Genomic DNA, 26,017 nt, shown 5'->3' with positions numbered 1-26,017 from the left:
GATGGCCGAAGGTTGCTTCGGCGTCCTGTAGTTTTACTACAAATCGTCGGCCATTTCAGCCTTTCGAATGTATATACGAGTAGTAAAACTACACAAGACTGAGCGGATTGCTCGGTCTAGCTGGCGAGCATAATCGTTATTGTTGATCTTTTGCGAACAAGAAAGGGTAGAGATTTGATGTTGACTGCCAAAAAAGAAAAATTTTCAGCTATTTCTAACCTTTGTTCGACAGTCCTTCACCGAGCGTGGTTCTTGCGTTCACAGCTACAAGCCCTTTACGCGCCGATCAAGGATAGACCATGAGCCTTCCAATGCAGGCCGAACTACCGGCCATCCTGCTTCCATTTGCCAAGCGGGCCGAGCAGTCATTTCGTGACGCCGTGGCCGGATTGGACGGCGATAATGGCCTTTCTGAGTGGACGCCGCAACGTTGGGCTGACTTCGCCCGTGTGTGCGCCGCCAGTGATTTCGTCATTGAACAGAGTGTTCGTGACCCTTTGATGTTGCTCGAACTGGTGGCCTGGGGCGAGCTGGACCGCGGCTTTGCCCCCGGCGAGCTGTGCGGGCAGATTGCCGTTGCCGTGCAGCAGGCCGAGACAGAAGACGAACTGGGCCGCGTTCTACGACGCCAGCGCACCCGCCAGCAAGTGCGGATCATCTGGCGCGACCTGACCCGACAGGCGGATCTGGTGCAAACCTGCCGTGATCTATCGGACATGGCCGACGCCAGCATCGATCAGGCGTATCAGTGGTTGTACCAGCGCCACTGCACATTGTTCGGCACGCCCACCGGCCGGCGCAGTGGTGAGCCGCAGCACATGGTCATCCTCGGCATGGGCAAGCTCGGCGCCGTGGAGTTGAACCTGTCGTCTGACATCGACCTGATTTTCGCCTACCCCGAAGGCGGCGACACCGTGGGCGTCAAACGCTCACTGGATAATCAGGAATTCTTTATTCGACTTGGTCAAAAACTGATCAAGGCTTTGGACCCGATGACCGTCGACGGCTTCGTATTTCGCGTCGACATGCGCCTGCGGCCCTACGGTTCAGCCGGGGCGTTGGTGCTCAGCTTCAACGCGCTGGAGCAGTACTACCAGGACCAGGGCCGTGACTGGGAACGCTACGCCATGATCAAGGCGCGGGTGGTGGCCGGTGACCAGGTGGCCGGCGCGCAATTGCTCGACATGCTGCGACCGTTTGTCTACCGGCGTTACCTGGACTTTTCCGCCATCGAAGCGCTGCGCACCATGAAGCAGCTGATCCAGCAGGAAGTGCGGCGCAAGGGGATGGCCGAGAACATCAAGCTGGGCTCGGGCGGCATTCGAGAAGTCGAATTTATCGCCCAGGCGTTCCAGCTGATCCACGGTGGCCGCGACCTGAGCCTGCAACAGCGGCCGCTGTTAAAAGTGCTGGGCACGCTGGAAGGCCAGGGCTACCTGCCGCCGGCGGTGATCGCCGAGCTGCGTGATGGCTATGAATTCCTGCGCTACACCGAACACGCGATCCAGGCGATTGCCGATCGCCAGACCCAGATGCTCCCGGACGGCACCGAAGACCAGGCGCGAATTGCCTTCATGATGGGCTTCCCGGATTGGACCGCGTTCCATGAGCGCCTGATGTACTGGCGCGGTCGGGTGGATTGGCATTTCCGTCAGGTAATTGCCGACCCGGATGAAGAAGAGGGTGAAGAGAGCGAGTTGGTGGTGGGCGGGGAGTGGTTGCCGTTGTGGGAAGAGTCCCAAGACGAGGAAGCCGCTCGTCGTCAGTTGCAGGAAGGCGGTTTCACCGACGCGCCCAAAGCCTTGAAAACCCTGGCTGGCCTGCGCAGCAGCCCGCAATTGCGTGCCATGCAGCGTTTGGGGCGTGAGCGTCTGGATGCTTTTATCCCGCGCTTGCTGGCCCAGGCTGTCGAGCACGCCAATCCGGATCTGGTGTTGGAGCGCGTTCTGCCATTGGTCGAAGCCGTCGCCCGGCGTTCCGCTTATCTGGTGCTGCTGACGGAAAACCCCGATGCGCTGCGTCGCCTCCTGACCCTGTGTGCCGCCAGTCCGTGGATTGCCGAGCAGATCACCCGCTTCCCGCTGCTGCTGGACGAACTGCTTAACGAAGGCCGCCTGTTCAAGCCGCCGCTGGCGCCGGAACTGGCCGCCGAATTGCGCGAGCGCCTGACGCGTATTCCCGAAGACGACCTTGAACAGCAGATGGAAGCCTTGCGTCACTTCAAGCTGGCGCATCGCCTGCGGGTGGCCGCCTCGGAAATCGCCGGCAGCCTGCCGCTGATGAAAGTCAGCGACTACCTGACCTGGCTCGCCGAAGCCATCCTCGAGCAAGTGCTGGCCCTGGCATGGCGCCAGACCGTCGCCCGTCACGGCTCGCCGCAACGGGTGGACGGCACCTTGTGCGATCCTGGCTTCATCATTGTCGGTTATGGGAAAGTCGGCGGCATCGAATTGGGGCATGGTTCGGATCTGGACCTGGTGTTTATCCATGACGGTGACCCGCAAGCCGAAACAGACGGGGCGAAGCCGATCGACGGCGCGCAGTTCTTTACCCGACTGGGCCAGCGGATCATTCACCTGCTGACCACCCAGACCAACTCGGGCCAGTTGTATGAAGTGGACATGCGCCTGCGGCCTTCGGGCGCATCCGGTTTGCTGGTGAGTTCCCTGGGCGCATTTGCGCGCTATCAGGAAAACGAAGCCTGGACCTGGGAGCACCAGGCATTGGTACGTGCGCGGGTGCTGGTGGGCAGTCAGGATGTCGGTCGTGCTTTCGAGCAGGTGCGGGCGCAAGTGCTGGGCCGCGCGCAGGACCTGGACAAACTGCGCCAGGAGGTCAGCGAGATGCGCGCCAAGATGCGCGACAACCTCGGCACCAAGTCCACGGCGGCGGGAACGGCGGCGAATGCCTTCGAACCCACGGTGGCGTTCGACCTCAAGCAGGACGCCGGAGGTATCGTCGATATTGAATTTATGGTGCAATACGCGGCTTTGGCGTGGTCTGCGCAACATCCAACGTTGCTGCGCTACACCGACAATATCCGCATTCTGGAAGGGCTGGAGCAGGTCGGGCTGATGCCCGCCGCCGATGCCCATTTGCTGCGCGAGGTGTATAAAGCCTACCGTTCCGCCGCTCACCGCCAGGCCTTGCAGAACGAGGCCGGCACAGTGGCCGGGGACCAGTTCGCTGACGAACGGCGCCAGGTGCAGCGAATCTGGCATGAACTGGGGTTAAGGTGAACATTATATAAGGCGGGGAGGCATGAGCCTCCCCGCATCGTTTGTGGAAACTACATGAATATTCTGATCGTTGGGCCCAGTTGGGTCGGTGACATGGTGATGGCACAGACACTGTTCCAGTGCCTGAAGCAACGTCATCCCGACTGCCAAATCGACGTGCTCGCCCCCGAGTGGAGCCGGCCGATTCTTGAGCGTATGCCCGAGGTGCGTCAGGCTTTGAGCTTCCCGCTCGGCCACGGCGCGCTGGAACTGGCGACCCGTCGACGTATCGGCAAGTCCCTGGCCGGCCAGTACGATCAGGCGATCCTGTTGCCCAACTCAATGAAGTCGGCACTGGTGCCGTTCTTCGCCGGTATCCCCAAGCGCACCGGCTGGCGTGGCGAGTTTCGCTATGGCCTGCTCAATGATGTGCGCAAGCTCGACAAGGCCCGTTATCCGCTGATGATCGAGCGCTTCATGGCCCTGGCCTACGCGCCGGGTGCCGAGTTGCCTGCACCGTATCCACGTCCGAGCCTGCAAATCGACCCGGTTACCCGTGACGCCGCCCTGGCCAAGTTTGGCCTGGAGCTGGACCGTCCGGTGCTGGCGCTGTGCCCTGGCGCGGAGTTTGGCGAATCCAAGCGCTGGCCATCTGAGCATTACGCCAAGGTCGCGGAGATGAAGATTCGCGAGGGCTGGCAAGTCTGGCTGTTCGGCTCGAAAAACGATCATTCGGTGGGCGAGGATATTCGCCAGCGCTTGATCCCGGGCCTGCGTGAAGAAGCGGTCAACCTCAGCGGCGATACGTCCCTGGCCGAGGCCATCGACCTGCTGTCCTGCGCCGACTCGGTGGTGTCCAACGACTCGGGCCTGATGCACGTGGCCGCGGCGCTGAATCGCCCGCTGGTGGCGGTGTACGGCTCGACGTCTCCCGGGTTTACCCCGCCGTTGGCCGACAAGGTCGAAGTGGTGCGCCTGGGCCTGGATTGCAGCCCGTGTTTCGACCGTACCTGCCGTTTTGGCCATTACAACTGCCTGCGCCAATTGCTGCCGCAACCTGTCAGCGACGCGTTGCAGCGGTTGCAGGGCGACGTGGTCGAGGTTCACTGAGTTGCGGGTTCTGGTAATCAAGACCTCATCCCTGGGCGATGTGATTCATGCCTTGCCGGCATTGACCGACGCGGCGCGGGCGATCCCGGGCATCCGTTTTGACTGGGTGGTGGAAGAAGGCTTCGCCGAGATTCCCACCTGGCACCCGGCGGTGGACAAGGTGATTCCGGTGGCGATACGCCGCTGGCGCAAGAACCTCTGGCAGACCTTCAAGAGTGGCGAATGGCGGCGCTTCAAAAAGAGCGTGCAGTCGACCAAATACGACTTGGTGATCGATGCCCAAGGCCTGCTGAAAAGTGCCTGGCTGACCCGCTACGTGCGCGCCCCGGTGGCCGGTTTCGACAAGCAGTCGGCTCGCGAACCGTTGGCGGCGCACTTCTATTCCCGCCGCCTGGCCGTGGCCCGTGGGCAGCATGCGGTGGAGCGTTTGCGCCAGCTGTTTGCCGTCGCGCTGGGCTACGACCTTCCCAAGGGCTTGGGCGATTACGGCCTCAGCGTCGACAAGCTGCTGGGCCTGCCGCCAAAAAAGCCGTTTGTACTGCTGCTGCACGGCACCACCTGGGACACCAAGCACTGGCCGGAAGCCTACTGGCGCGACCTGGCAGAACGCATGGATCGCTTCGGCGTGGACGTGAAATTGCCGTGGGGCAATGCCGCCGAAAAGGCTCGGGCTGAACGCTTGGCTCAAGGTCTGAAAAACGCTGAAGTGTTGCCCAAGCTGAACCTGGCGGGCGTGGCACGGGTGCTGGCGAGTGCCAAGGCGTGTGTCGCGGTCGACACCGGTCTTGGCCACTTGGCGGCCGCGCTGGATGTACCGACGATTTCCCTGTTCGGCCCCACCAATCCCGGCCTGACCGGCGCCTACGGCAAGGCGCAGGTCCACCTGGCCAGCGACTTCCCGTGTGCGCCGTGCCTGCAAAAGAAATGCACCTATCAACCGACCGCTGAAGACCAGCGCCGGTTTGATCTCAAGCGCGAGTGGCCACTGTGTTTCACTCGCCTGAACCCTGAGCGTGTCGCAACGCGATTAAGCACGTTGTTATTGGCTGAGGAACACTGATGCAACTGGCTTTTGTCCTCTACAAGTATTTCCCCTTTGGTGGCCTGCAGCGCGACTTCATGCGCATTGCCCTGGAGTGCCAGCAGCGCGGCCACAAGATCCGCGTCTACACGCTGATCTGGGAAGGTGACGTGCCGCCGGGCTTTGAAGTGCTGGTGGCGCCGGTCAAGGCGCTGGTCAACCATCGGCGCAATGAGAAACTCTACGCCTGGATCCAGGCCGACCTGGCCAAGCGCCCGGTTGATCGGGTGGTGGGCTTCAACAAAATGCCGGGGCTGGACCTTTACTTCGCCGCCGACGGTGTGTTCGAAGACAAGGCACAAACCCTGCGCAACCCGATGTACCGCTGGTTCGGCCGATACAAGCACTTTGCTGAATACGAGCGCGCGGTGTTCGACAAGCACGCCAAGACGCAGATCATGGTGCTGTCCGAGCATCAGCAGCAGTTGTTCACCCAGTATTACGGCACCCAGGCCGAGCGCTTTCATTTGTTGCCGCCGGGTATCGCCCGCGACCGCCGCGCGCCGCCCAACGCTGCCGAGGTCCGTGCCGAGTTTCGTCGCGAATTCGGCCTGGCCGAAGACGATTTGCTGCTGGTGCAGATCGGCTCGGGCTTCAAGACCAAGGGCGTCGACCGCAGCCTCAAGGCCGTGGCCGCGCTACCGTCGAACTTGAAGAAACGCACCCGGCTATTTGTAATCGGCCAGGACGACCCCAAAGTATTCCAATTACAGAGTGCTGCGCTGGGCTTGGGCGACCAGGTGCAGTTCTTCAAGGGGCGCAGCGATATCCCGCGTTTTCTGCTGGGCGCGGACTTGTTGATTCACCCCGCGTATAACGAGGCGGCCGGCATGGTGCTGATCGAAGCGGTGGTCGCCGGCCTCCCGGTACTGGTGAGCAAGGTCTGCGGTTACGCGTTCTACATCGACAAGGCCCAGAATGGCCGGGTGTTGGACGAGCCGTTCGAGCAGGCCCAACTCAACCAGTACCTGGTCGACATGCTCGACGACCCACAAGCGCGCGCGGCCTGGAGCCGCAATGGTCTGGCCTTCGCTGAGACGGCCGACCTCTATAGCATGCCGCAGTACGCTGCGGACCTGATTCTGGCGGAGCCAAACCGATGAAGTTGATTCTTGCCGAACCGTTCAAGACCCTGTGGGCCGGACGCGATGCGTTCGCCGAAGTCGAGAAGCTGGACGGCCAGGTGTACCGTGAACTGGATGCCCGGCGTACCTTGCGTACGGAAGTGGACGGCCACGGCTTTTTCGTGAAAATCCACCGGGGGATCGGCTGGGCCGAAATCCTCAAGAACCTGATCACCGCCAAGTTGCCGGTGTTGGGCGCGGGCCAGGAATGGCTGGCGATCCAGCGTTTGCAGGAAGTGGGCGTGCCGACCATGACTGCCGTCGCTTACGGCGAAAAGGGCAGCAACCCGGCGGACCAGCACTCGTTCATCGTCACCGAAGAGCTGGCGCCGACCGTCAGCCTCGAAGACCTGAGCATGGACTGGGTCAAGCAGCCGCCGGTGCCTGTGATCAAGCATGCGCTGATCGCCGAAGTGGCGCGCATGACCGGCATGATGCACCGCGCCGGGGTCAATCACCGCGACTGCTACATCTGCCATTTCCTGCTGCACACCGACAAACCGTTGGTGGCTGATGACTTCAAGTTGTCGGTGATCGACCTGCATCGCGCCCAGGTGCGTTCGAAGATTCCATTACGCTGGCGCAACAAGGACCTGGCAGCACTGTACTTCTCGGCCCTGGACATTGGCCTGACCCGCCGCGACAAACTGCGCTTCCTCAAGGGTTATTTCCAGCAGCCACTGCGCCGGATTCTCGCTGAAGAAGCCGCCTTGCTCGGCTGGCTGGAACGCAAGGCGGCCAAGCTCTACGACCGCAAGCAACGCTACGGGGATGCGCTCTGATGGCGGGTTGGAACCTGGAGCCCGCTTACGCCGCCCTGGCGGATGACTTTGGTAGCCTGGAAGCCGTGTTCGCCCTGCAAGGCGAGCGGCTGACCCGTGATCCACTGTCCGAAGTGATTCGCGTGGAGCGCGGCGGGGTCAACTATTACGTCAAGCGCTACGTCGGTGCGGGCAAGGGGTTGCGCCGCTATCTGGGCAAGCCACGGGTCAAGTCTGAATGGCAGAACCTCAAGCGCTTCGCCAAGTGGGGCATTCCCACTGCCGACGTGATCGCCTGGGGCCTGGAGCGTAAAGGCCTGGCTTATCACCGTGGGGCGATGATCACGCGCGAGCTGCCAAAGACCGAAGATTTGTCGGCATTGGCCGAGCGCAAAGACCCGCAACTGTCTGACCCGGTGTGGGTCAACAAGATCAGTCGCCAGCTCGCTGAATACACGCGGACCATGCACGACAACCGGTTTACCCACAACGATTTGAAGTGGCGCAACTTGTTGGTGGACGACCAGCAAACCCTGTACCTGATCGATTGCCCCAACGGCGATTTCTGGCGCGGGTTCTGGCTCAAATACCGTATCACCAAGGACCTGGCCTGCCTGGACAAGGTCGCCAAGTATCACTTGTCGGCCACCCAGCGCCTGCGTTTCTACATGCAGTACCGTCAGCGCAAACACCTGAGCGTGGCGGACAAACAGCGAATTCGCCACGTGGTGAAGTTTTTCGAGGGGCGAGAATGAGTGATTTCCTGGCGGCCGAAGATCGAGCATTGCTTGAGCGCAACGGCCTCGGCACTTTCGACGCGCTGTGGGCCAAGCAACTGGATGCGGTGGACGAGCCCAATACCAGTCGCGGCGGCTGGAGCAGCGTGTTTCGCCTCGAACTTGAAGGCCAAGGCTACTACCTCAAGCGCCAGAGCAACTACCTGACGCGCACCTTGCACCGCCCGTTTGGGGAGCCGAGTTTTGCCCGTGAGTTTCGTAACATCAGCCGCTATCGGCAGTTGGGAATTCCGGCATTGCAGGCGGCGTTTTTCGGTGAGCGCAAAGTCGCGGGCGAGCACCGGGCGATGTTGCTGACTCGGGCGCTGGATGGTTGGAATGACCTGGATTCACTGCTGGAGCAATGGGCTGCATTGAGCGACTCGCAGCAGCGAGCGATCCTGCTGGCCAGCGGTCAGTTGGCGCGCCGTCTGCACAGCGTGGGTCAGGTGCACGGCTGTTTTTACCCCAAGCATATTTTCCTGCAGGCCGCCGGCGACGGTTATGCGGCGCAGTTGATCGACCTTGAGAAAACCCGCCCGCTGTTGTTCGGCTGGCGTGACCGGGTCAAGGACCTGGAACCGCTGTTGCGCCGTGCGCCGCAGTGGTCGGACGATCAGGTGCGCCAGCTGTTGGCGGCGTATCTGGACCAGCCGCAGGACAGCGCATTGGTTGCCACGTGGCACCAGCGCCTGGTGGCCCGTCGTAGTCACAAGGAGAAACGTTGATGCGTTTGTCCGAACTGAAAAATGCCGGCCGCACGCCAAGCCTGCCCTTGAGCATCGAGCTGGCGGACGCTGCAGGGCCTGGGCAGTTGCAACTGCTAAGCCTGCTGCGGGTATTGCCGGGCCAGCGCTATGTCGGCGCAGCCGTGTGGCGCGGGCGCCCGGTGCTGGCCAAGCTGCTGGTGGGCAACAAGGCGGCGCGGCATTTTCAGCGTGAACTCAAGGGTGTGCGGCTGCTGGCCGAGCAAGGCCTGACCACGCCGCTGTTGCTGGCCGATGGTCTGCAAGAAGGTGAGGGCGGTTGGCTGCTGTTCGAGTTTCTGGAAGGCGCTGACAGCCTGGCCGATGCGTGGCAGGCTGTTGAAAGCTTGCCGCCACTGGCTGACGAGCAGCAAGCGGTGCTCGCCGAAGCGCTGGGTGCGATTGCGCAGATGCACGCCAAAGGCCTGTGGCAGGAAGACCTGCACCTGGACAACTTGCTGCGCCAGGACGGCAAACTGTATTTGATCGATGGTGCCGGGATCTGTGTCGAAGAGGCGGGCAAGCCGCTGTCGCGCAACCGGGTGCTGGAAAACCTCGGGGTGTTTTTTGCGCAACTGCCGAAGAATCTCGAGCCGTTTACCGAAGAATTGCTGGTGCACTATTTGCTCAGCAACGGCGAACACGGCTTGCCGCTGGAGGCGCTGCAAAAGCAGGTGCGCAAAGTCAGCGTCTGGCGTTTGAAAGACTTCCTGGGCAAGGTCGGTCGTGAGTGCACGTTGTTCAGCGTGACTCGCGGGCCGTTTGCCTTGCGCGCGATTCGGCGTGAGGAAGAAGCGGCCATGCTGCCAGTGCTGGAGCAGGCCGACGCGCTGCTCGACCGGGGTCATCTGTATAAGACCGGTGGTGCAGCCAGTGTTGCCAAGGTCGAGGTGGCCGGTCGGCCACTCGTGATCAAACGCTACAACATCAAGGGTTTTGCCCATTGGCTCAAGCGTTTCTGGCGGCCAAGCCGGGCCTGGCATTCGTGGCGTGAAGGCAATCGCCTGGCGTTCCTCGGCATTGCCACACCCAAGCCGCTGGCGTTGCTGGAAAAGCGTTTCCTGTGGCTGCGCAGCCGGGCGTACCTGGTGACTGAGCACCTGCCGGGGCCGGACATCATCGAGCGGTTTGCGCCCTATGTTGAAACTGGAGAGGCGCCCGAGGCCGAGTTGCAGGCCCTGGATTACTTGTTCGCCGAGCTGATTCGCGAGCGCATCAGCCACGGGGATTTCAAGGGGCACAACCTGTTCTGGCACACGGATCGCTGGGCGCTGATCGACCTGGATTCGATGTGTCAGCACACGTCCTTGAGCAGCTTTGCCCCGGCCTATGCCAAGGACCGTGCGCGGTTTATGCGTAACTGGCCTGAGAGCAGCGCGTTGTATCGGGTGATTGATCAGCGGTTACCAACGAGTGTGGGTGGGGTAAATAGTTAGTCTTGTCGGGTAGTTGGGCTGAGGTAGTTTCTCAGCTCATTTCTTTTTCGAAGATCTACCTATGCGCTTGAATGCCCCTGTTGGTGTCACCCGTAACGCTGTCGATCCGGCGCACAGTCGCCCGAAGCGCGAGGCCAGGATTGAGCCGGAGCCTGTTGTGGAACCGGTGCCGGCTGCCGACTCCGGTGTCAGCCGCACGGACCTGAACAGGCAGCAGCCGACTGTTCGCAAGGGTACGCGGCAGACCGGAAATCTACGTTTTTAAGGTTAAAAGCGGTACTCGGCGCCGGCGCCTGCATACCACGAGCGCCCCGGCGCTGCTTCGTAATACCGACCGTTCCCGTCCCCGACAATCACCGAACCCACGTACTGGCGATCCAGCAAGTTATCCAGGCGCAAGGTCTGGTGAAAGGTCCAGTGCTCCACCTTCTGCTCAAAGCGCGCACGCCAGTTGAACACGCTGTAGCCCGGTGCCACGGGCTGCTGGTTGGTGTCTTCGACGTAGACCTTGCTGCGGTACATGCCTTCCAGGGCGGTGCTGACCCAGTCCCGGGGTTTCCAGTTCAGTTCGGCGAATAGTGTGGTTTGCGGAACGCCGGGGAGGTAGTTGCCTTTGTCCACGGGTTTGCCGCCGCCGATGAAGTCGCTGTCGTAGGTGGCTTGCAGACGGGTGTAGGCGATGTTGGTGCTCCACTGCTCGCTGAGCTGGCTTTCGATACCCAGTTCGAAGCCGCGACGCAGGGTGCGGCCGGCGTTCTGGTAGCTGGTGCGGCCGCCGAAAGATTGGTCTACCACCAACTCATCCTCGGTGGTGATCTGGAAGACAGCGGCGTTGACCCGGGTGTCGTTCAGCTGTGCCTTCAAACCCACTTCATATTGCGTACTTTCGGACGGCTTCAGGCCGAAGTTAAACCCTTCGATACTGCCCGGCGCATACGCCAGTTCAGCCTGGGTCGGCGTCTCGAAACCCTTGCCGGCACTGACGTAGCCGTGCAGGTCGGGCGTGAAGGCGTACATCACGCTGACGGACGGCGTGTTCTTCTGGTAGGTCTTGTTGCCGCTGGAGTCGCCGTTGCTCAGGAACTGGTCGTCGACGTCCAGTTCCATGGTGCTGTGGCGCACCCCGGCTTGCAGGGTCCAGCGGTCGATGGCCCAGTTGGCCTGGATGTAGGGATCGAGGCTGCGGGCGGTGTCGATTTCATCCCGGCGTAGCTGGCCTTTTACGCCAAGGGTGTTGCCGCTGTAGTTCTGGTAGCCGTGGCGGCTGTCTTCGCTCTGGTCGAAATCCAGGCCGGTGATGATCATCAGTTCGCCCGGCACGCTGTCGATTGGCTGCATCCAGCGCATGGAACCGCCGTAGAACTTGCGGTCGAACTGCACCACACCGCCGCCGCGTTCGTTGGCTGGATTAAGGCCTCCCTTGTCAGTGAATTTCGGAATCGACAAATACTGAATCACACTCCGCCGCCCGGTGTAGGCATTCACCTGCAGCGTTGCATCACCAAAGTACCGCTCGTAATTCATCCCCAGTTGCTGGTGGTCGATGCTTTTGCGGGTGTTGTACAGCTCTGCGGCGCTGCTGACGGAGCGCGGGTCAGCCTTGTACGCCTCCCACGCCTGCCCCAACGGATCCTGCGTGCCGTTCTGCTCCAGGCTGCTGTAGATCAGCGCCAGTTTGCTGTCTTCATCAGGCTCGAAATTCAGCTTGGCAAAGGTCTGGTCGCGGCGGGCGCTGCTGTGGTCGCGATAGCCATCGGTGTCCATGCGAGAGGCGTCCAGCACAAAACCTGCGCCGTCTGCCGCGCCTTCGGCAGTCAGGTGGTTTTTGCTCAGGCCGTCACTGCCCACCAGCGTCTCGGCGCCGATGCGCGGCGGGCCTTCACCGTTGCGGGAAAACATCTGGATCACACCGCCCGCATTGCTGCCATACAGCGTAGCGGCCGGGCCGCGCAGGACCTCGATGCGCTCGGCGGTGTCGAGGTTGAACGTGGCCGCCTGGCCCTGGCCGTCCGGGGTGCTGGCGGGGATGCCGTCGGCGATCAGCTTGATGCCGCGCACACCAAATGCCGAACGGGCACCGAAGCCGCGGGAGGAAATCTGCAAGTCCTGGGCGTAGTTCTGGCGGTTTTGAACCACCAGGCCGGGTACGCGAGACAGCGCTTCGGAAGCATTGATACCCAACTGGCCATCGCTGATTTGCTCACGGCTGATGCTGTCTACCGAATAAGGCAGGTCAAACGACGGGCCGGCGCTGCGCGAGCCGGTGACCACGCTTGGGTCGAGGATCAGCGGCGCCTCGTCGGCTTGGGCGCTGTTACACAGCCCCAAAAGACCAGGGAGCAACAGCGCAAAACGAGTAGGAGCAACAGCTTTCATGAGCAAACCAACATCCATAGAGCACGCAAAAGCGCGCGAGTTTAACGATTCAGCTGCTCTTTGCCGAATACTCTTCTTGCCGATTGCCGGTGCCTACGTCTTACACAACTCTGGGTTAAGATGCCCGACTTGCGCCAAAGGGAATTGCTCGTGAATCCTACAAAGAATCTTCTGCTCGCCGCCATTTTCCTTTCGACCACTGCCTGCGGCACGATCAATACCGTCTTTCGCCCGGACGCCGTTGCCAGCCAGAACCTCAAGGAATCGCGCAGTTATTGTGAAAACGTGCCGCGTATCTACAGTGGGGTGATCTACGGTTTTTGCACATTGAACGGCGCCCCCGACACCACCAAAGAGCACACCCGCGATGCCTCCGGCTCCTTGCCGATCTTCGCCGCCGAGCTTGTGGGCTCCGGCTTGCTCGACACCCTCGTGCTGCCCTACACGGTCTACCGCCAGAACAAGGACGGCAGCATCGAGATTTTCCGCTAGGCCTGCAGTGACAACCGGTCGCCACAATCCCTAGATCATCCCGCGCCGTGTTTACGCTATAATCCCGCCCTTTAGCTGTTTCTCGCCCAGGCGGGGAGCACACTTTTTTCAGGCGTGACGCGCCTGCATGCAGACTAAAAGAGGCTAGACCCCTGTGGCATTGACGATTCTTGGCCTGTCCGGCGCCCTTAGCCATGATCCTTCCGCAGCCTTGTATATCGACGGCAAGCTGATTGCGGCCGCCGAAGAAGAGCGCTTCGTACGCGACAAACATGCAAAGAACCGCATGCCCTACGAGTCGGCGAAGTTCTGCCTGGAACAAGCCGGTATCAAGCCTTCCGACGTTGACGTTGTTGCGATTCCGTTCGCACCGATCAGCCTGTTCGGCGAGGCCCGCTGGCATTATGCCAAGCGTTACTGGTACGCCCCGGACCGCGCCCTCGACGCGATCCTGATGGGCAACCGTCGCTACAAGCGCTATCGCAACAAGATCGTCTGGTGCCTGGAGCAACTGGGTTTCGATCCGAAGAAAATCAAGATCGAACCGGTTGAACACCACCTGGCCCACGCTTCCAGCGCCTATCACTGCTCGGGCTTCCAGGAGAAGACCGCGATCCTCGGGATCGACGGCAAGGGTGAGTACGCCACCACCTTCTTCGGCTACGGCGAAAACGGCAAGATCCACAAGATCAAGGAATTCTACGATCCGGACTCCCTCGGCGGCCTGTATGGCGCGATCACCGAGTTCCTCGGTTTCGAGATGCTCGACGGTGAGTTCAAGGTTATGGGCATGGCGCCGTATGGCGATGCCAGCAAGTACGATTTCTCGCGCCTGGCCTCCTTTGAAAACGGCGAGCTGGTGATCAACACCGACTACGCCAACGTCATCGGCCTGCGTCGCTACAAAGAGAAAGGCAAGGGGTTCTACTTCTCGCCAAAACTGATCGAGTGGCTGGGTCCGAAGCGCGAAGGCGATATCGCCGACGAGCCGTACATCCACTACGCGGCCAGCATGCAGGCACTGTTCGAGAAGCTGGCGTTGCAGATGATCGACCATTACCTGGGTGACATCCTCAAAGACACCGGCAAGCTGGCCTTCGCCGGCGGCTGTGCGCTGAACGTCAAGCTGAACCAGAAGATCATCGCCCGTGACGACGTCAAGGAGCTGTTCGTGCAGCCGGCGTCCGGCGATGCCGGTACTGCGGTTGGTGCAGCCGCCTACGTGTCCCACGCCCGTGGCGTACCGGTTGAGAAGATGGAACACGTCTATCTCGGCCCGTCCTACAGCAACGAAGACGTGATCGCCGCGTGCGCCAAACACCCGAGCAAGCCGGTATGGCGCCAGATCGAAAACACCCCGAAACGCATCGCCAAGATCATGGTCGACGGCAACCCGGTGGCCTGGTTCCAGGGCCGCATGGAGTTTGGCCCACGTGCCTTGGGCGGTCGTTCGATCATCGGTTGCCCAAGCGCCACCGGCGTGGCTGACCGGATCAACCACCAGATCAAGTTCCGCGAGCGCTGGAGGCCTTTCTGCCCGTCGATGCTCGACACCGTCGCGCCGCAGATGATCAAGGTCGATCATCCTGCGCCGTTCATGACCTTCACCTTTGAAGTCTCGGAAGAGTGGAAAACCCGCGTGCCGGAAGTGGTCCATGAAGACGGTACCTCCCGTGCCCAGGTGCTCAAGCGCGAATACAACCCGCGCTACTACGACATGATGAAAGAGCTGGAAGTGCTGACGGGCAACGGCGTGTCGCTGAACACCTCGCTCAACCGTCGTGGTGAAGCGATGATCTGCTCGCCGACTGACGCGCTGAACATGTTCTTCGGTTCCGACCTGCAGTACTTGATCATGGAAGACATCCTCGTGGTCAAGGACGGCGTGGACCCTTATGACGCTGTGGTCTAAATGCTGAACCGCTTCCAGGGCTGGCGTGAACGTGGCTGGACGCCTGTCGAGGCCGAGATTTACGCCCAGGCCTGGCAGCGTTTTGGCGGCAGCGTGGCGACTCATCCGCAGATCGTCGAGCGGCTGGCGCACCTGGCGCAGATTCCGGTGCGTTACCTGGGCTGGGAGCAGGACGGCGAGCTGAAGGGTGCAATTGCTACCTGGGGGCGCGACCTGGCCCTGTCCAAGGACGTGCTCAAGCGCAAAGGCAAAAAAGGCCTGTTTGATCTGGGTAACGCCGAGATCATCCTGCCGATTGCCGCCGATGCGCAGTTGCCGCTGCGCCATCGCGCGCGTTATCTCTCTGCACTGAATGAGGGGCGCGTAAGCACCCTCAAGCCCCAGGCCGAGCAGTTGGCCATGGCGCGCACACCGGAAGAGCTGTCGAAAAAGTTTCGCTACAACCAGCGCCGCGAACTGCGTTTGCTGGAAGAGGCGGGCGGTGTGGTGCGGGCGGTCAGCGAGTTTTCCAGCAGCGAACTGGCCGCGATTTATTGCGACCTGTTCCAGCGGCGCTGGGGTTTCCCGGCCGCGGGCGCCGAGCGTCTGGCAGAAGTGCTGGAGCTGCTCAAGGAATTCCTGTTCGGCTCGGTGCTGTTTCTCAATGACGCTGCGATTGCCGTGCAACTGGTGTATCAGGTGCAGGCGCCGGAATGGGTCAGCGCCGAGTACGTCAACGGCGGTGTCGACCCGGAAACCAAGGCATTCAGTCCTGGCAGCGTGTTGAGCTTCCTGAATACCCAAAGTGCCTGGGAGCAAGCGCGGGCGAGCGACAAGCCGCTGCGTTTCTCCTTCGGGCGATCCGATCGTGAATACAAGGAGCGCTGGTGTAATCCGGTGCCAGTGTTCAGCGTATGAGTCGCAAACAGCAACTGCTCAAGCAGCATCGACGCAACAAGCGTATTGCGTTGTTGGTGGGCCTGTTGCTGTTGGTGGCCGTCGGTGTGCTGGTGGCCTGGTGGTTGCCGCTGCTGCTGACGGTGGTGCTGTGGGCTGCGCATGAAGCCTGGTTTGCCGACCACCTGTTCTACTCGCCTAAAGACGACTATGAGTACGCGTTTCCTGAAGGGAGCGAGTGCGCGGGTCTGCGTCTTGAAGCAGGGCGCCTGCTGTTGGACATGCCCTTGGTGGGCGATGAAACCCTGATCGTAGGGATTGAACTCAAAAGCTCGTGGCTGGGGCGCTTTCTCGACCCGGCGGTGGAAGTGTTGGGCCTGGATGCACCAGACCGGCAAGTCTTCGAGCGGGGTGTGGCAGGCCGGCGCTATCTCAACCTTACAGGCATGGGCGAAGCGCTGACCGAGGGTAAGCTGCGCTTGCGCGGGCGCTTCTGCCGGATCAAGGGGCAACCGACGCTGTGGTTGTTCCGCCAGCCGGATTACCGTCACCAGCGCGTGATGGTCATTGCGCCCCATGCCGACGATGCCGAGCTGGCCGCCTTCAGCCTCTACAGCCAAGCCGATGAGAGCTGGATCGTCACCCTCACGGCGGGCGAAATCGAAGCCGATCACTATCAACAAATGGGTATGCCCAAGGCCGATGCCGCGCGGCTCAAAGGCCGCCTGCGTGCCTGGGACAGCGTCACCGTGCCGCGCTGGGCGGGCGTACCCGAGGCGCAGTGCGTGCAGTTGGGCTACTTCTGCATGCAACTGCCGGCGATGCAGGCCGCGCCGGATCAGCCCCAGGCCTCCCGGGAAGCCCAGTTGGACGATACGCGGCTGTTTCGCCAGTTCAATGCCCTGGCCTTGCCCGGGGATGTGGACGGTGCCCCGACCTGGAACAACCTGATTGCCGACCTGCGGGCGTTGCTGCTCAAGGCGCGCCCACAGGTGATCGTGTTGCCAACACCGCTGCTGGATCCGCACCCGGATCACATCTGCGCCCACGCCGCGATCCTCGAAGCGCTGCAAGGCCTGGAATGGCAGCCGGACACGTTGCTCGGCTACGCCAACCACCTGCATGATAATGATCGTTGGCCCATGGGCGACTCGGGCGCTGGCGTGGCCTTGCCGCCACGCTTTGATGCCACGCGTGAACTGGTGCCTTGCAGCTTGCCGTTGACGCTGAGCCAGCAGCAAGACAAGGCCATGGCGCTGGGCATGATGCACGACTTGCAGCCGCGGGCGCCGTTCAAGCGCCGCGTGCGCAGGTGGTTGCAGCAATTACTGGCGGGCCGTAGTCCGTCGCCTTACGGAGAAAATGAATTCTTCCGCAAGGCGGTGCGCCGCCATGAATTGCTCTGGGTTTTAAAGCAGGACTGAGACCTTATTGAAGGCAGGCTTGCAGCGCCTGCCGCCCCTTTTTTCGCCGGGCTGCGTGCCCGCAGCCAGATTGCAGCATGGAGAGTTATGAAACCTCGTTTCAAGGTTTTGCAGTTACAGCCGGACTACAACGTCAAGACCCACGACTTCGCCGACCTCGGCGAGCAGATCGTCAAGGCTTTGCCGGCTGAACGTTTCGAGGTCACATCCGGGTTTCTCAGCGGCCGTCCGCTGCCCGGCCAGCCCCTGAGCGTGGCTGAACACTCCCATTACTTCGAGCTGCCGGAAAAGTCCCTCAAGGGCATCCGTTTTGGCGCCATGTGGCAGATCTACAAATACTGCCGCGAGCAGAAATTCGACGTGGTCATCTGTAACCGCTTCAAGTCGGTGAACATGATGCTGTCCCTCAACCGCTGGTTGAAGATTCCCCTGTGCATCGGCATCTCCCACGGCTTTGGCGAGTACGCCCGTGGCTATCGTCGCCGCCAGACACAGAAGTGGGTCAGCCCGGCGTGGCGATTTGTCGGGGTGTCGGCTGCGGTCAGGGATTACCTGGTGGACCTCAACTGTGGGTTCACCCGTGAAAACACCACCTTTGTCACCAATGCCATCGACATCCCCCAGGCCGAAGCCTTGCAGTTGCCGCGCGATGAAGCGCGCAAGGCTCTGGGCGTGCCGCTGGAGGCGCGGATGATTGGTGCTCTGGGTCGCCTGGTACCGATCAAGGGCCACACCCATTTGCTGCAAGCCTTCGCCATCCTCAAGGACAAATACCCTGAGGCTCAGGTGGGGATCATCGGCTCTGGTCGCGCCGAAGCGGACCTGCGTGCTGACATCGAGCGCTTGGGCCTGACCGGCCGTGCACACCTGCTGGGCTTTCGTGAAGATGGCATGAAGTACGTGCGCGGTTTCGACATCTGGACCATGCCCTCGCTGTTCGAGGGGCTGGGCCTGGCGCTGCTGGAAGGCATGAGCGGCCATTTGCCGGTGATCGCCTCCAATGGCCCGGCGATGTTGCCGTTGGTGGAAGGTGCGGGCGGCCTGTCCCATGACCCGGGCAACGTCGAGCAACTGGCGGTGGCGCTGGACACTTACCTGGCGTTGAGCGATGAGCAGTTGCGTGCCAAGGGCGAGCAAGTGTTCCGCTACCTGGAAGAAAACCACACCCTGGACGAGTTCCGGCACAAGTATTTGAACCTGATCGAAACCGGTCTGCGCGAAGTAGGTAAAGCATGAGTCTGCAGCAACCTTTGGTCACCGTGATCATCGCGTCGTACAACCACGGGCCGTACATCGAGCAGAGCATCCTCAGTGTGCTTGGCCAGACCTACGCCAACATCGAATTACTGGTGGTGGACGACGGTTCCAAGGATGACAGCGTAGAGCGCATCCAGCGCTTGCAGGCCGAGCACGGGTTTGACTTCCAGGTTCAGCAGAACCAGGGCCTGACCAACACCCTGAATGGCGCCATCGCCCGGGCCAAAGGCAGCCTGATCGCGCCATTCGGTTCCGATGACATCATGCTGCCCGAGCGTATTGCCACTCAGGTTGCCTACATGGAAGGCAAGCCGAAGGTGGGCATCTGTGCCGGCAATATCGAGTTGATCGATGGTGACGGCAAGCCGTACCCGGAGAAGAAGCAGCGCCGCGATTTGCCGTTTCGCAGCCTGGATTTCGATGACCTGTTCCTGGACCGCAAACCCTTTCCGCCCGCACCGACCCTGATGATCCGCCGGCAGGCGTTGGAAGAGGTCGGGGGGTTCGATCCACTGATTCCGCTGGAAGACTTGCTGATCGAATTGAAGATTGCCCACGCCGGCTACACCATTGACGTGTTGAGCGTGGTGATGGCGCGCTATCGCCAGCACGCGACCAATACGTACAAGAATCATCGCTACATGATCCAGAACATCCTCAAGACCTACGGGTTGTTCAGCGATCACCCGGCCTATGATCAGGTTCGCTACAACTTCCTGAACTCGATGTTCCTCAAGACAGCCGACCGCGACCGCCCGCTGGCGCGGGAGATCCTCAAGCAGATTCCCTTGAAGTTCTGGGGTCGCAAGACCTTGCGTGGGTTGGTGCGGCTGTATCTGGCACCGCAGCGCAGTTCATAGGGCTCTGGCCTGGCCATTGCGTATAGCGCAATGGCCAGGGGCTTGGAACCTCAGCGGTTCAAACCATCACTTGGCCGGGTTCGCGACCTGTGCGACCGGACGATTGAGCTTCAGCACCTGTTCACGGATCTTCGCCGTGGCGCTTGGTGAGGCAACCGAGGCATAGCCCTTGGCCAATTGCTCGAAATGCGTTTCGAACAACCAGTTGCGATCCTGAGGATAACGCTGCATGTGCCGCAGGTTGCGCTGGCGCAGGGCGTTACGCAGAGCCGACGGGTAGATGCGCATGTCGGCCACGTCAATCAGGCCGAACTCGCCGTCATCCATCAACAGCACGTTGCCCAAATGCAGGGAGCGGAAGTACACCCCGCGCTCGTGAAGCTGGGCCATGAACCCGCCGAAACGCTCAATCAGCGACTCTCGCAGGCTGCTGTCCAGGCTTTGCAGGGCCTGGCGCAGGGTCAGCCCGGGCAGCGGCTGATAACGTACGGCGCTGCTGGCGTCCTGCAGTTGGTAGAGATTGAGGATGGCCGGTGATGGAATCCCCAATGCGCGCAACTGCTCGCTGTTGCTGGCAAAGCGCTCCGAATAGGGATTGAAGCTGCCTGACGTGTACCAGCGACGAGGGCGGAACAGCTTGAGGAAGCTGCCATCCTCCAGGCGCAGGACCTTGGGCCCCAGGCCGTCGGCTTCAATCACGTGGGCGTGGGCGCACAACTGTTCGAAGTCTTGAGGTTTCAGGCGTTGTACCGGCATGCGCAGCAGGCTGCGGCGACGCTGGGCGATGCTCAGGCCGGCGATCAGTGCCAGCGGGATCCACAGCAGGAACCAGTGCTCTTTTGGCCGCGAGAGAATGCCGCCGCCTTCGGTGAGGCCGGCACCGATGCCGTAGGCCAGCAGGGAAGAGGCCAGGATGAACAACGGCTGTGCACGTTCCTTGAGGCTTTTGTACAGGCCCCAACCGAGCATGAAGGCCCATGGGATGAAGCCGATGATGCCGACGTAATAGATCACGCCCAGGGCAAAGCTGTGGGGTTCACGCAGTTCGGTACCGCCTGCGATGGTCAGGTACAGCTCTGAGTCGTAGCTGTGGCCGATCCAGGGATGTTCGGCGATACGCTCAAGTGACATGCCCCAGAGTTCGAGGCGGAAGGAGCTGCCACGATTGGTGATCAGTTCGGGATAGAACAGCAATATCGCCGCTGCTCCCAGCACCATGCAAGCGATCAGCAGGGCCGAGCGCCGATTGCGAGTGATGAAACTGATCCAGAGTACGGCGAGGACCAGTGCAACCAACGGCGTTCTCGATCCGGTAGCCAGCACCGCAGCGGCCATGATTGCCAGTGCCGGAACGCTGAACCAGAGTACGTGCACACGCTTGGTGGTCATGCATACGTACAGCCAGTAAACGCAGAAGAATCCGAATACGTGAGAGCTCAGCAGCGGATTATCAAGAGCCCCGCGCCCGCCGATCATTCGCGCCCCCTCCGAGAAGTGGGGAGCAAAAGCCACCAGGCTGCAGGCACTGGAGACCAGCGCAATCAGCGCGGCGCAGAAGAAGATCGGTTTGAACAGTTCGTTGCGGTAATGCAGCAACAGTCCGAAACCGGCAAACAGCGTGAAGGTATTCGGTGGCCGCTTGAACAGGTCGGAGTCTGTCGTGGCCTCAGGGCTCCAGAGCAGGCTGGTGAGCGCCCAGCCCGAGAAAACCAGGAAGGCAATCGCCAGGGGCTCGCGCAATACCTGCTTGAGCTCCGTCGGGCGCAGGCACAGCAGCAACAGTGTCGGTGCGGCGAACAGCAGGTAGTAAAACCTGTGCAGCACATTTCGATTGGTAACGAAGAACAGCGCACTCAGGAGCAGCAACAAGCCGATGGGCAGAATCCACAGACAGAGGAAGTCGAAAACGCGGTTTGAGCCATATGTAAGGCGCTTGGATTGCATACAGAAAAGCCGTTCCAGAATAAAGAAAGCCGACCATACTAAAGTAGTGGCTATACAATGTCGCCCGTTGGATCCAACGGGGCCGCGGTTGTGCTGCGTGCAAGTACAACAGAGAAGCTGTGCTAAAGTCAGCCTCCTTTTTCAAAACCGCCGCGTGATATGACCGACTCCAGTCCGAGCGCAAGCCCTTCGAGCTTGAAAATATACTTCCGTCTGCTCAGCTACGTTAAGCCTTATGCCGGCTTGTTCGCGCTGAGTATCGTCGGCTTTCTGATTTTCGCGTCGACCCAGCCGATGCTGGGCTACATCCTCAAGTACTTCGTCGACGGCCTGTCCAACCCTGAAGCGGTGTTGTTCCCCACGGTACCTGTCCTGCGGGACCTGCAACTGCTGCAGGCCGTGCCGCTGCTGATCATCCTGATCGCCGCCTGGCAGGGCCTCGGTTCGTTCCTGGGCAACTACTTGCTGGCCAAGGTGTCCCTGGGACTGGTGCATGACCTGCGGGTGCAACTGTTCAACAACCTGCTGACCTTGCCGAACCGCTATTTCGACAATCACAACTCCGGGCACCTGATTTCCCGCATCACCTTCAACGTGACCATGGTCACCGGTGCGGCGACCGATGCCATCAAAGTGGTGATTCGCGAAGGCATGACGGTGATCTTCCTGTTCGCCTCGTTGCTTTATATGAACTGGCGCCTGACCCTGGTGATGATTGCCATCCTGCCGTTGATTGCCGTGATGGTCAGCACCGCGAGCAAGAAATTCCGCAAGCAGAGCAAGAAGATCCAGGTGGCGATGGGTGACGTCACCCACGTCGCCTCGGAAACCATCCAGGGCTACCGCGTGGTGCGCAGCTTCGGCGGTGAGGTGTATGAGCAGAAGCGCTTCCTCAAGGCCAGCCTGAGCAACACCAACAAGCAACTGCGCATGACCCGTACCGGCGCGATCTACACGCCGGCGCTGCAACTGGTGATCTACAGCGCCATGGCGGTGCTGATGTTCCTGGTTCTGTACCTTCGCGGTGATGCTTCTGCAGGTGACATGGTGGCCTACATCACCTTGGCCGGCCTGTTGCCCAAGCCGATTCGCCAGCTCTCTGAAGTCAGCTCGACCATCCAGAAAGGCGTGGCCGGTGCCGAAAGCATTTTCGAGCAACTGGACGAAGACGTGGAAATCGATCTCGGCACCATCGAGCGCGACAAGGTCAGCGGTCGCCTGGAAGTGCGCAACCTGAACTTCACCTACCCGGGCACCGAGCGCCATGTCCTCAAGGACATTACCTTTACCGCAGAGCCCGGGCAGATGGTTGCCCTGGTAGGCCGTTCGGGCAGCGGCAAGTCGACCCTGGCCAGCCTGATCCCGCGTTTCTACCACCACGAGAGCGGCGAGATTCTGCTCGATGGCGTGGAAATCGAAGACTATCGCCTGCTCAACCTGCGTCGACACATCGCCCAGGTGACCCAGCACGTGACCCTGTTCAGCGACACCGTGACCAACAACATCGCTTACGGTGACCTGGCCGGCGCGCCGCGGGCCGATGTCGAGGCGGCGGCGGCCGATGCTTATGCCAAGGACTTCATCGACCAGTTGCCTAAAGGCTTCGATACCCAGGTCGGCGAAAACGGCGTGCTGCTGTCCGGTGGCCAACGCCAGCGCCTGGCAATTGCCCGGGCCTTGCTCAAGAACGCTCCGCTGCTGATCCTCGACGAGGCGACCTCGGCGCTGGATACCGAGTCGGAGCGCCATATCCAGGCAGCCCTGGACAAGGTCATGCAAGGCCGTACTACGCTGGTCATCGCCCACCGCCTGTCGACCATCGAGAAGGCCGACCTGATCCTGGTCATGGACGATGGCCGAATCGTCGAGCGCGGTACCCACGGCGAACTGCTGGCGCAAAACGGTTATTACGCGCGCCTGCACGCCATGGGCCTGGACGCGCCGATCCCGGCCGACATCACCTGATTTGTAGGAGCCGGCTTGCCGGCTCCTACATTGCACAAGCCTTTGACAACCCTGTGGTAATATCGCGCCCCTGTTCATTTTGTATGTGGGTTGCTCCATGAAGTTGTCCATGCCGCGATTCGATCAAGCCCCTGTCTTGGTGGTCGGCGATGTCATGCTCGACCGTTACTGGCATGGCGGTACCTCACGGATTTCCCCTGAGGCACCGGTACCGGTAGTCAAGGTCGAGCAAATCGAAGACCGTCCAGGTGGCGCTGCCAACGTTGCCCTCAATATTGCCGCTCTCGGCGCCCCGGCCTCCCTGGTGGGTGTGACCGGCGACGACGAAGCCGCCGACAGCCTGGCCAACAGCCTGCGTGGCGCTGGCGTGCGTGCATTGTTCCAGCGCATCCCGCATCAGCCGACCATCGTCAAGCTGCGGGTCATGAGCCGTCACCAGCAATTGCTGCGTATAGATTTTGAAGAACCCTTCGCCACCGACGCCCTGGCCCTCAGTGCCCAGGTCGACGAGTTGCTCGAAGGCATCAAGGTGCTGGTGCTGTCCGACTACGGCAAAGGCGCCTTGAAAAACCACCAGATGCTGATCCAGGCCGCCAAGGCCCGGGGCATTCCGGTGCTGGCGGATCCCAAGGGCAAGGACTTCTCGATTTATCGGGGCGCCAGCCTGATCACGCCGAACCTCAGCGAATTTGAAACCATCGTCGGCGGTTGCGTCGATGAGCACGAGCTCGTGACCAAGGGCGCCAAGCTCATGGCCGACCTCGACTTGGGCGCCTTGCTGGTAACCCGTGGCGAACACGGCATGACCTTGCTGCGCCCTGATCAGCCGGCGATGCACCTGCCGGCGCGAGCCCGTGAAGTGTTCGACGTGACCGGTGCCGGCGACACGGTAATTTCCACCCTGGCCGCGGCAATCGCAGCAGGCGAGGAACTGCCCCACGCGGTGGCCCTGGCCAACCTGGCGGCGGGTATCGTGGTCGGCAAGCTCGGTACGGCGGCCATCAGCGCCCCTGAACTGCGTCGTGCTATCCAGCGTGAGGAAGGTTCGGAGCGTGGTGTGTTGAGCCTTGAGCAACTGCTGTTGGCGATTGACGATGCCCGTGCCCACAACGAGAGCATCGTCTTCACCAATGGTTGCTTCGACATTCTCCACGCCGGTCACGTGACCTACCTGGAGCAGGCGCGGGCCCAAGGCGATCGCTTGATCGTTGCAGTCAACGACGATGCATCGGTCAGCCGCCTGAAAGGGCCGGGGCGTCCGATCAACAGTGTCGACCGTCGCATGGCGGTACTGGCGGGGTTGGGGGCGGTGGACTGGGTGATCAGCTTTGCCGAGGCGACCCCGGAAAACCTGCTGGCTCAGGTCAAGCCGGATGTACTGGTCAAGGGCGGTGATTATTCGGTCGACCAGGTGGTCGGTGCCGATATCGTCAGTGCTTACGGTGGCAAGGTCAAAGTGTTGGGGCTGGTGGAAAACAGCTCGACTACGGCGATCGTCGAGAAGATCCGCAATAACTGATGGTGGGAGCGGGCTTGTGTGGGAGCGGGCTTGCTCGCGAAAGCGGTGGATCAGTTGGCAGATGCAGTGACTGACACACTGCATTCGCGAGCAAGCCCGCTCCCACATTCGACCGCCGCGACCTGACGTCCGGTTACCGGTTGGCTTTTTTCTTCGGCACAATCTTGCGCAAGATCTGCCGCGCCTTACCCGTCAACCGCTTCAACTTCGACTCTTTCTCCGGCGCGCTCAGCCCCTGCTGCCGCAGCCAATCCTTCCAGCGGATTCGCTCATCACGCACCACCCAGCCTTCCTGCTGTGCAAAGCTCTCAGCCAGATATAACCCTCGCGTACTCGCCGGATACAGCTGATCCTTCTTCAAGGTATACAGCTCTGCACACGGCTGCCCGTCCTTGAGGGGCATCAGGTACAAGTCCGGACGCTGACGGTCCAGGCGGGCCACCAGTTGATCGCCTTCCAGTCGCTCGTCCACATGAAACAGGCTCAGGGACTTTGCTTCCTTGGGCACTTCCAGGCGCAAGTCATAAATCAACTGCAGCGAAGCCGTCGGCAGGTGCACGTAAGCGCGTGGTCGCTCAATCAATTGCATGGTGGCGCAGCGCACCGGGCGCGCGGCCCCGGACAGCGGCGAGAGGCGAAACGGCAACGCTTCGCGGTAGTGCAGGGCAGACGAGTAGGGCGCCGGTAGCCAGGTGTCGTTGAAGCGCCCGCCCAGCCAGCCTTCCGGGGTTTCCAGCAGGCATTCCTCGGCGATTTCCTGAATGGCGGTGTGCAGTGGCAGGTTCAGTTCGTGGGCCGGCACATAACCGGAGATCAGCTTGAGCACCACATCGCCGCGGTCTTGCCGGCGCTGGCGCACCAGCACCCAGTAATCGCGGTTCTGCCAGTGCAGCGTCAGGCGTACCGAGACGCCAAGATTGGCCAGTTCCAGTACGAAACGCTCAGTGTCTTGCACCTCCACCGGCTTGCGCCGTTGCAGGGTCTGGGCGAAGTTGAGCGGCATGCCAACGCTCTGGTAACTCAAGCCTTCGGGCGTGGCTTCGACATGCAGCGGCAGTGTTTTAAAGTTACTCGGGTTTTTTCTAATGAGCGTTCGCGCCATGTCGGCTCCTTCTTGCGTCGGGGTCGGCCGCGTCGGCG

At 61.2% G+C, this 26,017-nt stretch carries 19 protein-coding genes; 16 read left to right on the top strand and 3 right to left on the bottom strand.

The window, feature by feature from the left end:
* Positions 1–299 precede the first annotated feature (299 nt).
* Genes glnE through HBJ59_RS05365 form a run of 8 tightly spaced genes read left to right on the top strand, consistent with a single transcriptional unit; the run spans position 300 to position 10,252 of the window.
* Complete coding sequence (gene glnE, locus HBJ59_RS05400) at positions 300–3,239, top strand: bifunctional [glutamate--ammonia ligase]-adenylyl-L-tyrosine phosphorylase/[glutamate--ammonia-ligase] adenylyltransferase (protein ID WP_167662930.1); 2,940 nt, start codon at positions 300–302, stop codon at positions 3,237–3,239.
* A 54-nt stretch (positions 3,240–3,293) separates the two neighbouring features.
* On the top strand, positions 3,294–4,328 hold the full coding sequence (gene waaF, locus HBJ59_RS05395) for a lipopolysaccharide heptosyltransferase II (RefSeq protein ID WP_167662929.1): 1,035 nt from the start codon (positions 3,294–3,296) through the stop codon (positions 4,326–4,328).
* A gap of 1 nt (position 4,329) precedes the next feature.
* Positions 4,330–5,388 carry a lipopolysaccharide heptosyltransferase I gene (gene waaC / locus HBJ59_RS05390; protein WP_167662928.1) on the top strand — a complete coding sequence of 353 codons (1,059 nt, stop codon included), beginning with the start codon at positions 4,330–4,332 and terminating at the stop codon, positions 5,386–5,388.
* Complete coding sequence (locus tag HBJ59_RS05385) at positions 5,388–6,512, top strand: glycosyltransferase family 4 protein (RefSeq protein WP_167662927.1); 1,125 nt, start codon at positions 5,388–5,390, stop codon at positions 6,510–6,512. Before waaC ends, HBJ59_RS05385 begins: the two co-directional genes overlap by 1 nt.
* Positions 6,509–7,315 carry a lipopolysaccharide core heptose(I) kinase RfaP gene (gene rfaP / locus HBJ59_RS05380; protein ID WP_167662926.1) on the top strand — a complete coding sequence of 269 codons (807 nt, stop codon included), beginning with the start codon at positions 6,509–6,511 and terminating at the stop codon, positions 7,313–7,315. Before HBJ59_RS05385 ends, rfaP begins: the two co-directional genes overlap by 4 nt.
* Positions 7,315–8,049, top strand: coding sequence for a lipopolysaccharide kinase InaA family protein (locus HBJ59_RS05375; protein ID WP_076015503.1), 735 nt, complete (start codon positions 7,315–7,317; stop codon positions 8,047–8,049). Before rfaP ends, HBJ59_RS05375 begins: the two co-directional genes overlap by 1 nt.
* A complete protein-coding gene (locus tag HBJ59_RS05370; RefSeq protein ID WP_167662925.1) occupies positions 8,046–8,798 on the top strand; it encodes a lipopolysaccharide kinase InaA family protein in 753 nt (250 codons plus the stop codon). Before HBJ59_RS05375 ends, HBJ59_RS05370 begins: the two co-directional genes overlap by 4 nt.
* A complete protein-coding gene (locus HBJ59_RS05365; RefSeq protein WP_167662924.1) occupies positions 8,798–10,252 on the top strand; it encodes a lipopolysaccharide kinase InaA family protein in 1,455 nt (484 codons plus the stop codon). Before HBJ59_RS05370 ends, HBJ59_RS05365 begins: the two co-directional genes overlap by 1 nt.
* Before the next feature lie 267 nt (positions 10,253–10,519).
* Here HBJ59_RS05365 and HBJ59_RS05360 read toward each other — a convergent pair whose 3' ends face one another.
* On the bottom strand, positions 10,520–12,628 hold the full coding sequence (locus tag HBJ59_RS05360) for a TonB-dependent receptor (RefSeq protein ID WP_167662923.1): 2,109 nt from the start codon (positions 12,626–12,628) through the stop codon (positions 10,520–10,522).
* A gap of 150 nt (positions 12,629–12,778) precedes the next feature.
* Between HBJ59_RS05360 and HBJ59_RS05355 the strand changes: the two genes are divergently transcribed.
* From HBJ59_RS05355 to HBJ59_RS05330, 6 genes are all read left to right on the top strand, one after another.
* Complete coding sequence (locus tag HBJ59_RS05355; RefSeq protein ID WP_318302779.1) at positions 12,779–13,120, top strand: YceK/YidQ family lipoprotein; 342 nt, start codon at positions 12,779–12,781, stop codon at positions 13,118–13,120.
* A gap of 154 nt (positions 13,121–13,274) precedes the next feature.
* Positions 13,275–15,032: a carbamoyltransferase gene (locus tag HBJ59_RS05350; RefSeq protein ID WP_076015509.1), complete on the top strand. Its 1,758-nt coding sequence runs from the start codon at positions 13,275–13,277 to the stop codon at positions 15,030–15,032.
* On the top strand, positions 15,033–15,929 hold the full coding sequence (locus HBJ59_RS05345) for a GNAT family N-acetyltransferase (RefSeq protein WP_167662922.1): 897 nt from the start codon (positions 15,033–15,035) through the stop codon (positions 15,927–15,929). It begins immediately after the preceding gene.
* Positions 15,926–17,332 (top strand): PIG-L deacetylase family protein, encoded by a 1,407-nt coding sequence (locus tag HBJ59_RS05340; protein ID WP_167662921.1) that lies wholly within the window; start codon positions 15,926–15,928, stop codon positions 17,330–17,332. Before HBJ59_RS05345 ends, HBJ59_RS05340 begins: the two co-directional genes overlap by 4 nt.
* An 87-nt stretch (positions 17,333–17,419) precedes the next feature.
* A complete protein-coding gene (locus HBJ59_RS05335; RefSeq protein WP_167662920.1) occupies positions 17,420–18,568 on the top strand; it encodes a glycosyltransferase family 4 protein in 1,149 nt (382 codons plus the stop codon).
* Positions 18,565–19,449, top strand: coding sequence for a glycosyltransferase (locus HBJ59_RS05330; RefSeq protein ID WP_167662919.1), 885 nt, complete (start codon positions 18,565–18,567; stop codon positions 19,447–19,449). Before HBJ59_RS05335 ends, HBJ59_RS05330 begins: the two co-directional genes overlap by 4 nt.
* A 66-nt stretch (positions 19,450–19,515) precedes the next feature.
* Here the strand turns inward: HBJ59_RS05330 and HBJ59_RS05325 are convergent, their stop codons facing one another.
* A complete protein-coding gene (locus HBJ59_RS05325; protein WP_167662918.1) occupies positions 19,516–21,393 on the bottom strand; it encodes a bifunctional O-antigen ligase/aminoglycoside phosphotransferase family protein in 1,878 nt (625 codons plus the stop codon).
* Positions 21,394–21,552: 159 nt separating this feature from the next.
* Here HBJ59_RS05325 and msbA point away from each other — a divergent pair, with 159 nt between their 5' ends.
* Both msbA and hldE read left to right on the top strand, forming a co-directional pair.
* Entirely contained in the window at positions 21,553–23,358 is a 1,806-nt protein-coding gene (gene msbA, locus HBJ59_RS05320) for a lipid A export permease/ATP-binding protein MsbA (RefSeq protein ID WP_167662917.1), read from the top strand.
* Positions 23,359–23,455: 97 nt separating this feature from the next.
* The gene (hldE, locus tag HBJ59_RS05315) at positions 23,456–24,877 is read left to right on the top strand and encodes a bifunctional D-glycero-beta-D-manno-heptose-7-phosphate kinase/D-glycero-beta-D-manno-heptose 1-phosphate adenylyltransferase HldE (RefSeq protein WP_076015516.1); all 1,422 of its coding nucleotides are present in this window, start codon (positions 23,456–23,458) and stop codon (positions 24,875–24,877) included.
* Positions 24,878–25,010: 133 nt separating this feature from the next.
* Here hldE and HBJ59_RS05310 read toward each other — a convergent pair whose 3' ends face one another.
* A complete protein-coding gene (locus HBJ59_RS05310) occupies positions 25,011–25,979 on the bottom strand; it encodes a metal ABC transporter ATPase (protein ID WP_076015517.1) in 969 nt (322 codons plus the stop codon).
* Positions 25,980–26,017: the final 38 nt, after the last annotated feature.

Source organism: Pseudomonas sp. AN3A02 (assembly GCF_011765255.1).
Classification (GTDB): domain Bacteria; phylum Pseudomonadota; class Gammaproteobacteria; order Pseudomonadales; family Pseudomonadaceae; genus Aquipseudomonas.
This window is presented reverse-complemented; position numbering and strand designations above follow the sequence as displayed.

Excerpts from the sequence above, each read along its gene's own strand:
- glnE (WP_167662930.1), top strand. The coding sequence starts at position 300 with ATGAGCCTTCCAATGCAGGCCGAACTACCGGCCATCCTGCTTCCATTT.
- waaF (WP_167662929.1), top strand. The coding sequence starts at position 3,294 with ATGAATATTCTGATCGTTGGGCCCAGTTGGGTCGGTGACATGGTGATG.
- HBJ59_RS05385 (WP_167662927.1), top strand. The coding sequence starts at position 5,388 with ATGCAACTGGCTTTTGTCCTCTACAAGTATTTCCCCTTTGGTGGCCTG.
- rfaP (WP_167662926.1), top strand. The coding sequence starts at position 6,509 with ATGAAGTTGATTCTTGCCGAACCGTTCAAGACCCTGTGGGCCGGACGC.
- HBJ59_RS05375 (WP_076015503.1), top strand. The coding sequence starts at position 7,315 with ATGGCGGGTTGGAACCTGGAGCCCGCTTACGCCGCCCTGGCGGATGAC.
- HBJ59_RS05370 (WP_167662925.1), top strand. The coding sequence starts at position 8,046 with ATGAGTGATTTCCTGGCGGCCGAAGATCGAGCATTGCTTGAGCGCAAC.
- HBJ59_RS05365 (WP_167662924.1), top strand. The coding sequence starts at position 8,798 with ATGCGTTTGTCCGAACTGAAAAATGCCGGCCGCACGCCAAGCCTGCCC.
- HBJ59_RS05360 (WP_167662923.1), bottom strand. The coding sequence starts at position 12,628 with ATGAAAGCTGTTGCTCCTACTCGTTTTGCGCTGTTGCTCCCTGGTCTT.
- HBJ59_RS05345 (WP_167662922.1), top strand. The coding sequence starts at position 15,033 with ATGCTGAACCGCTTCCAGGGCTGGCGTGAACGTGGCTGGACGCCTGTC.
- HBJ59_RS05340 (WP_167662921.1), top strand. The coding sequence starts at position 15,926 with ATGAGTCGCAAACAGCAACTGCTCAAGCAGCATCGACGCAACAAGCGT.
- HBJ59_RS05335 (WP_167662920.1), top strand. The coding sequence starts at position 17,420 with ATGAAACCTCGTTTCAAGGTTTTGCAGTTACAGCCGGACTACAACGTC.
- HBJ59_RS05330 (WP_167662919.1), top strand. The coding sequence starts at position 18,565 with ATGAGTCTGCAGCAACCTTTGGTCACCGTGATCATCGCGTCGTACAAC.
- HBJ59_RS05325 (WP_167662918.1), bottom strand. The coding sequence starts at position 21,393 with ATGCAATCCAAGCGCCTTACATATGGCTCAAACCGCGTTTTCGACTTC.
- msbA (WP_167662917.1), top strand. The coding sequence starts at position 21,553 with ATGACCGACTCCAGTCCGAGCGCAAGCCCTTCGAGCTTGAAAATATAC.
- hldE (WP_076015516.1), top strand. The coding sequence starts at position 23,456 with ATGAAGTTGTCCATGCCGCGATTCGATCAAGCCCCTGTCTTGGTGGTC.
- HBJ59_RS05310 (WP_076015517.1), bottom strand. The coding sequence starts at position 25,979 with ATGGCGCGAACGCTCATTAGAAAAAACCCGAGTAACTTTAAAACACTG.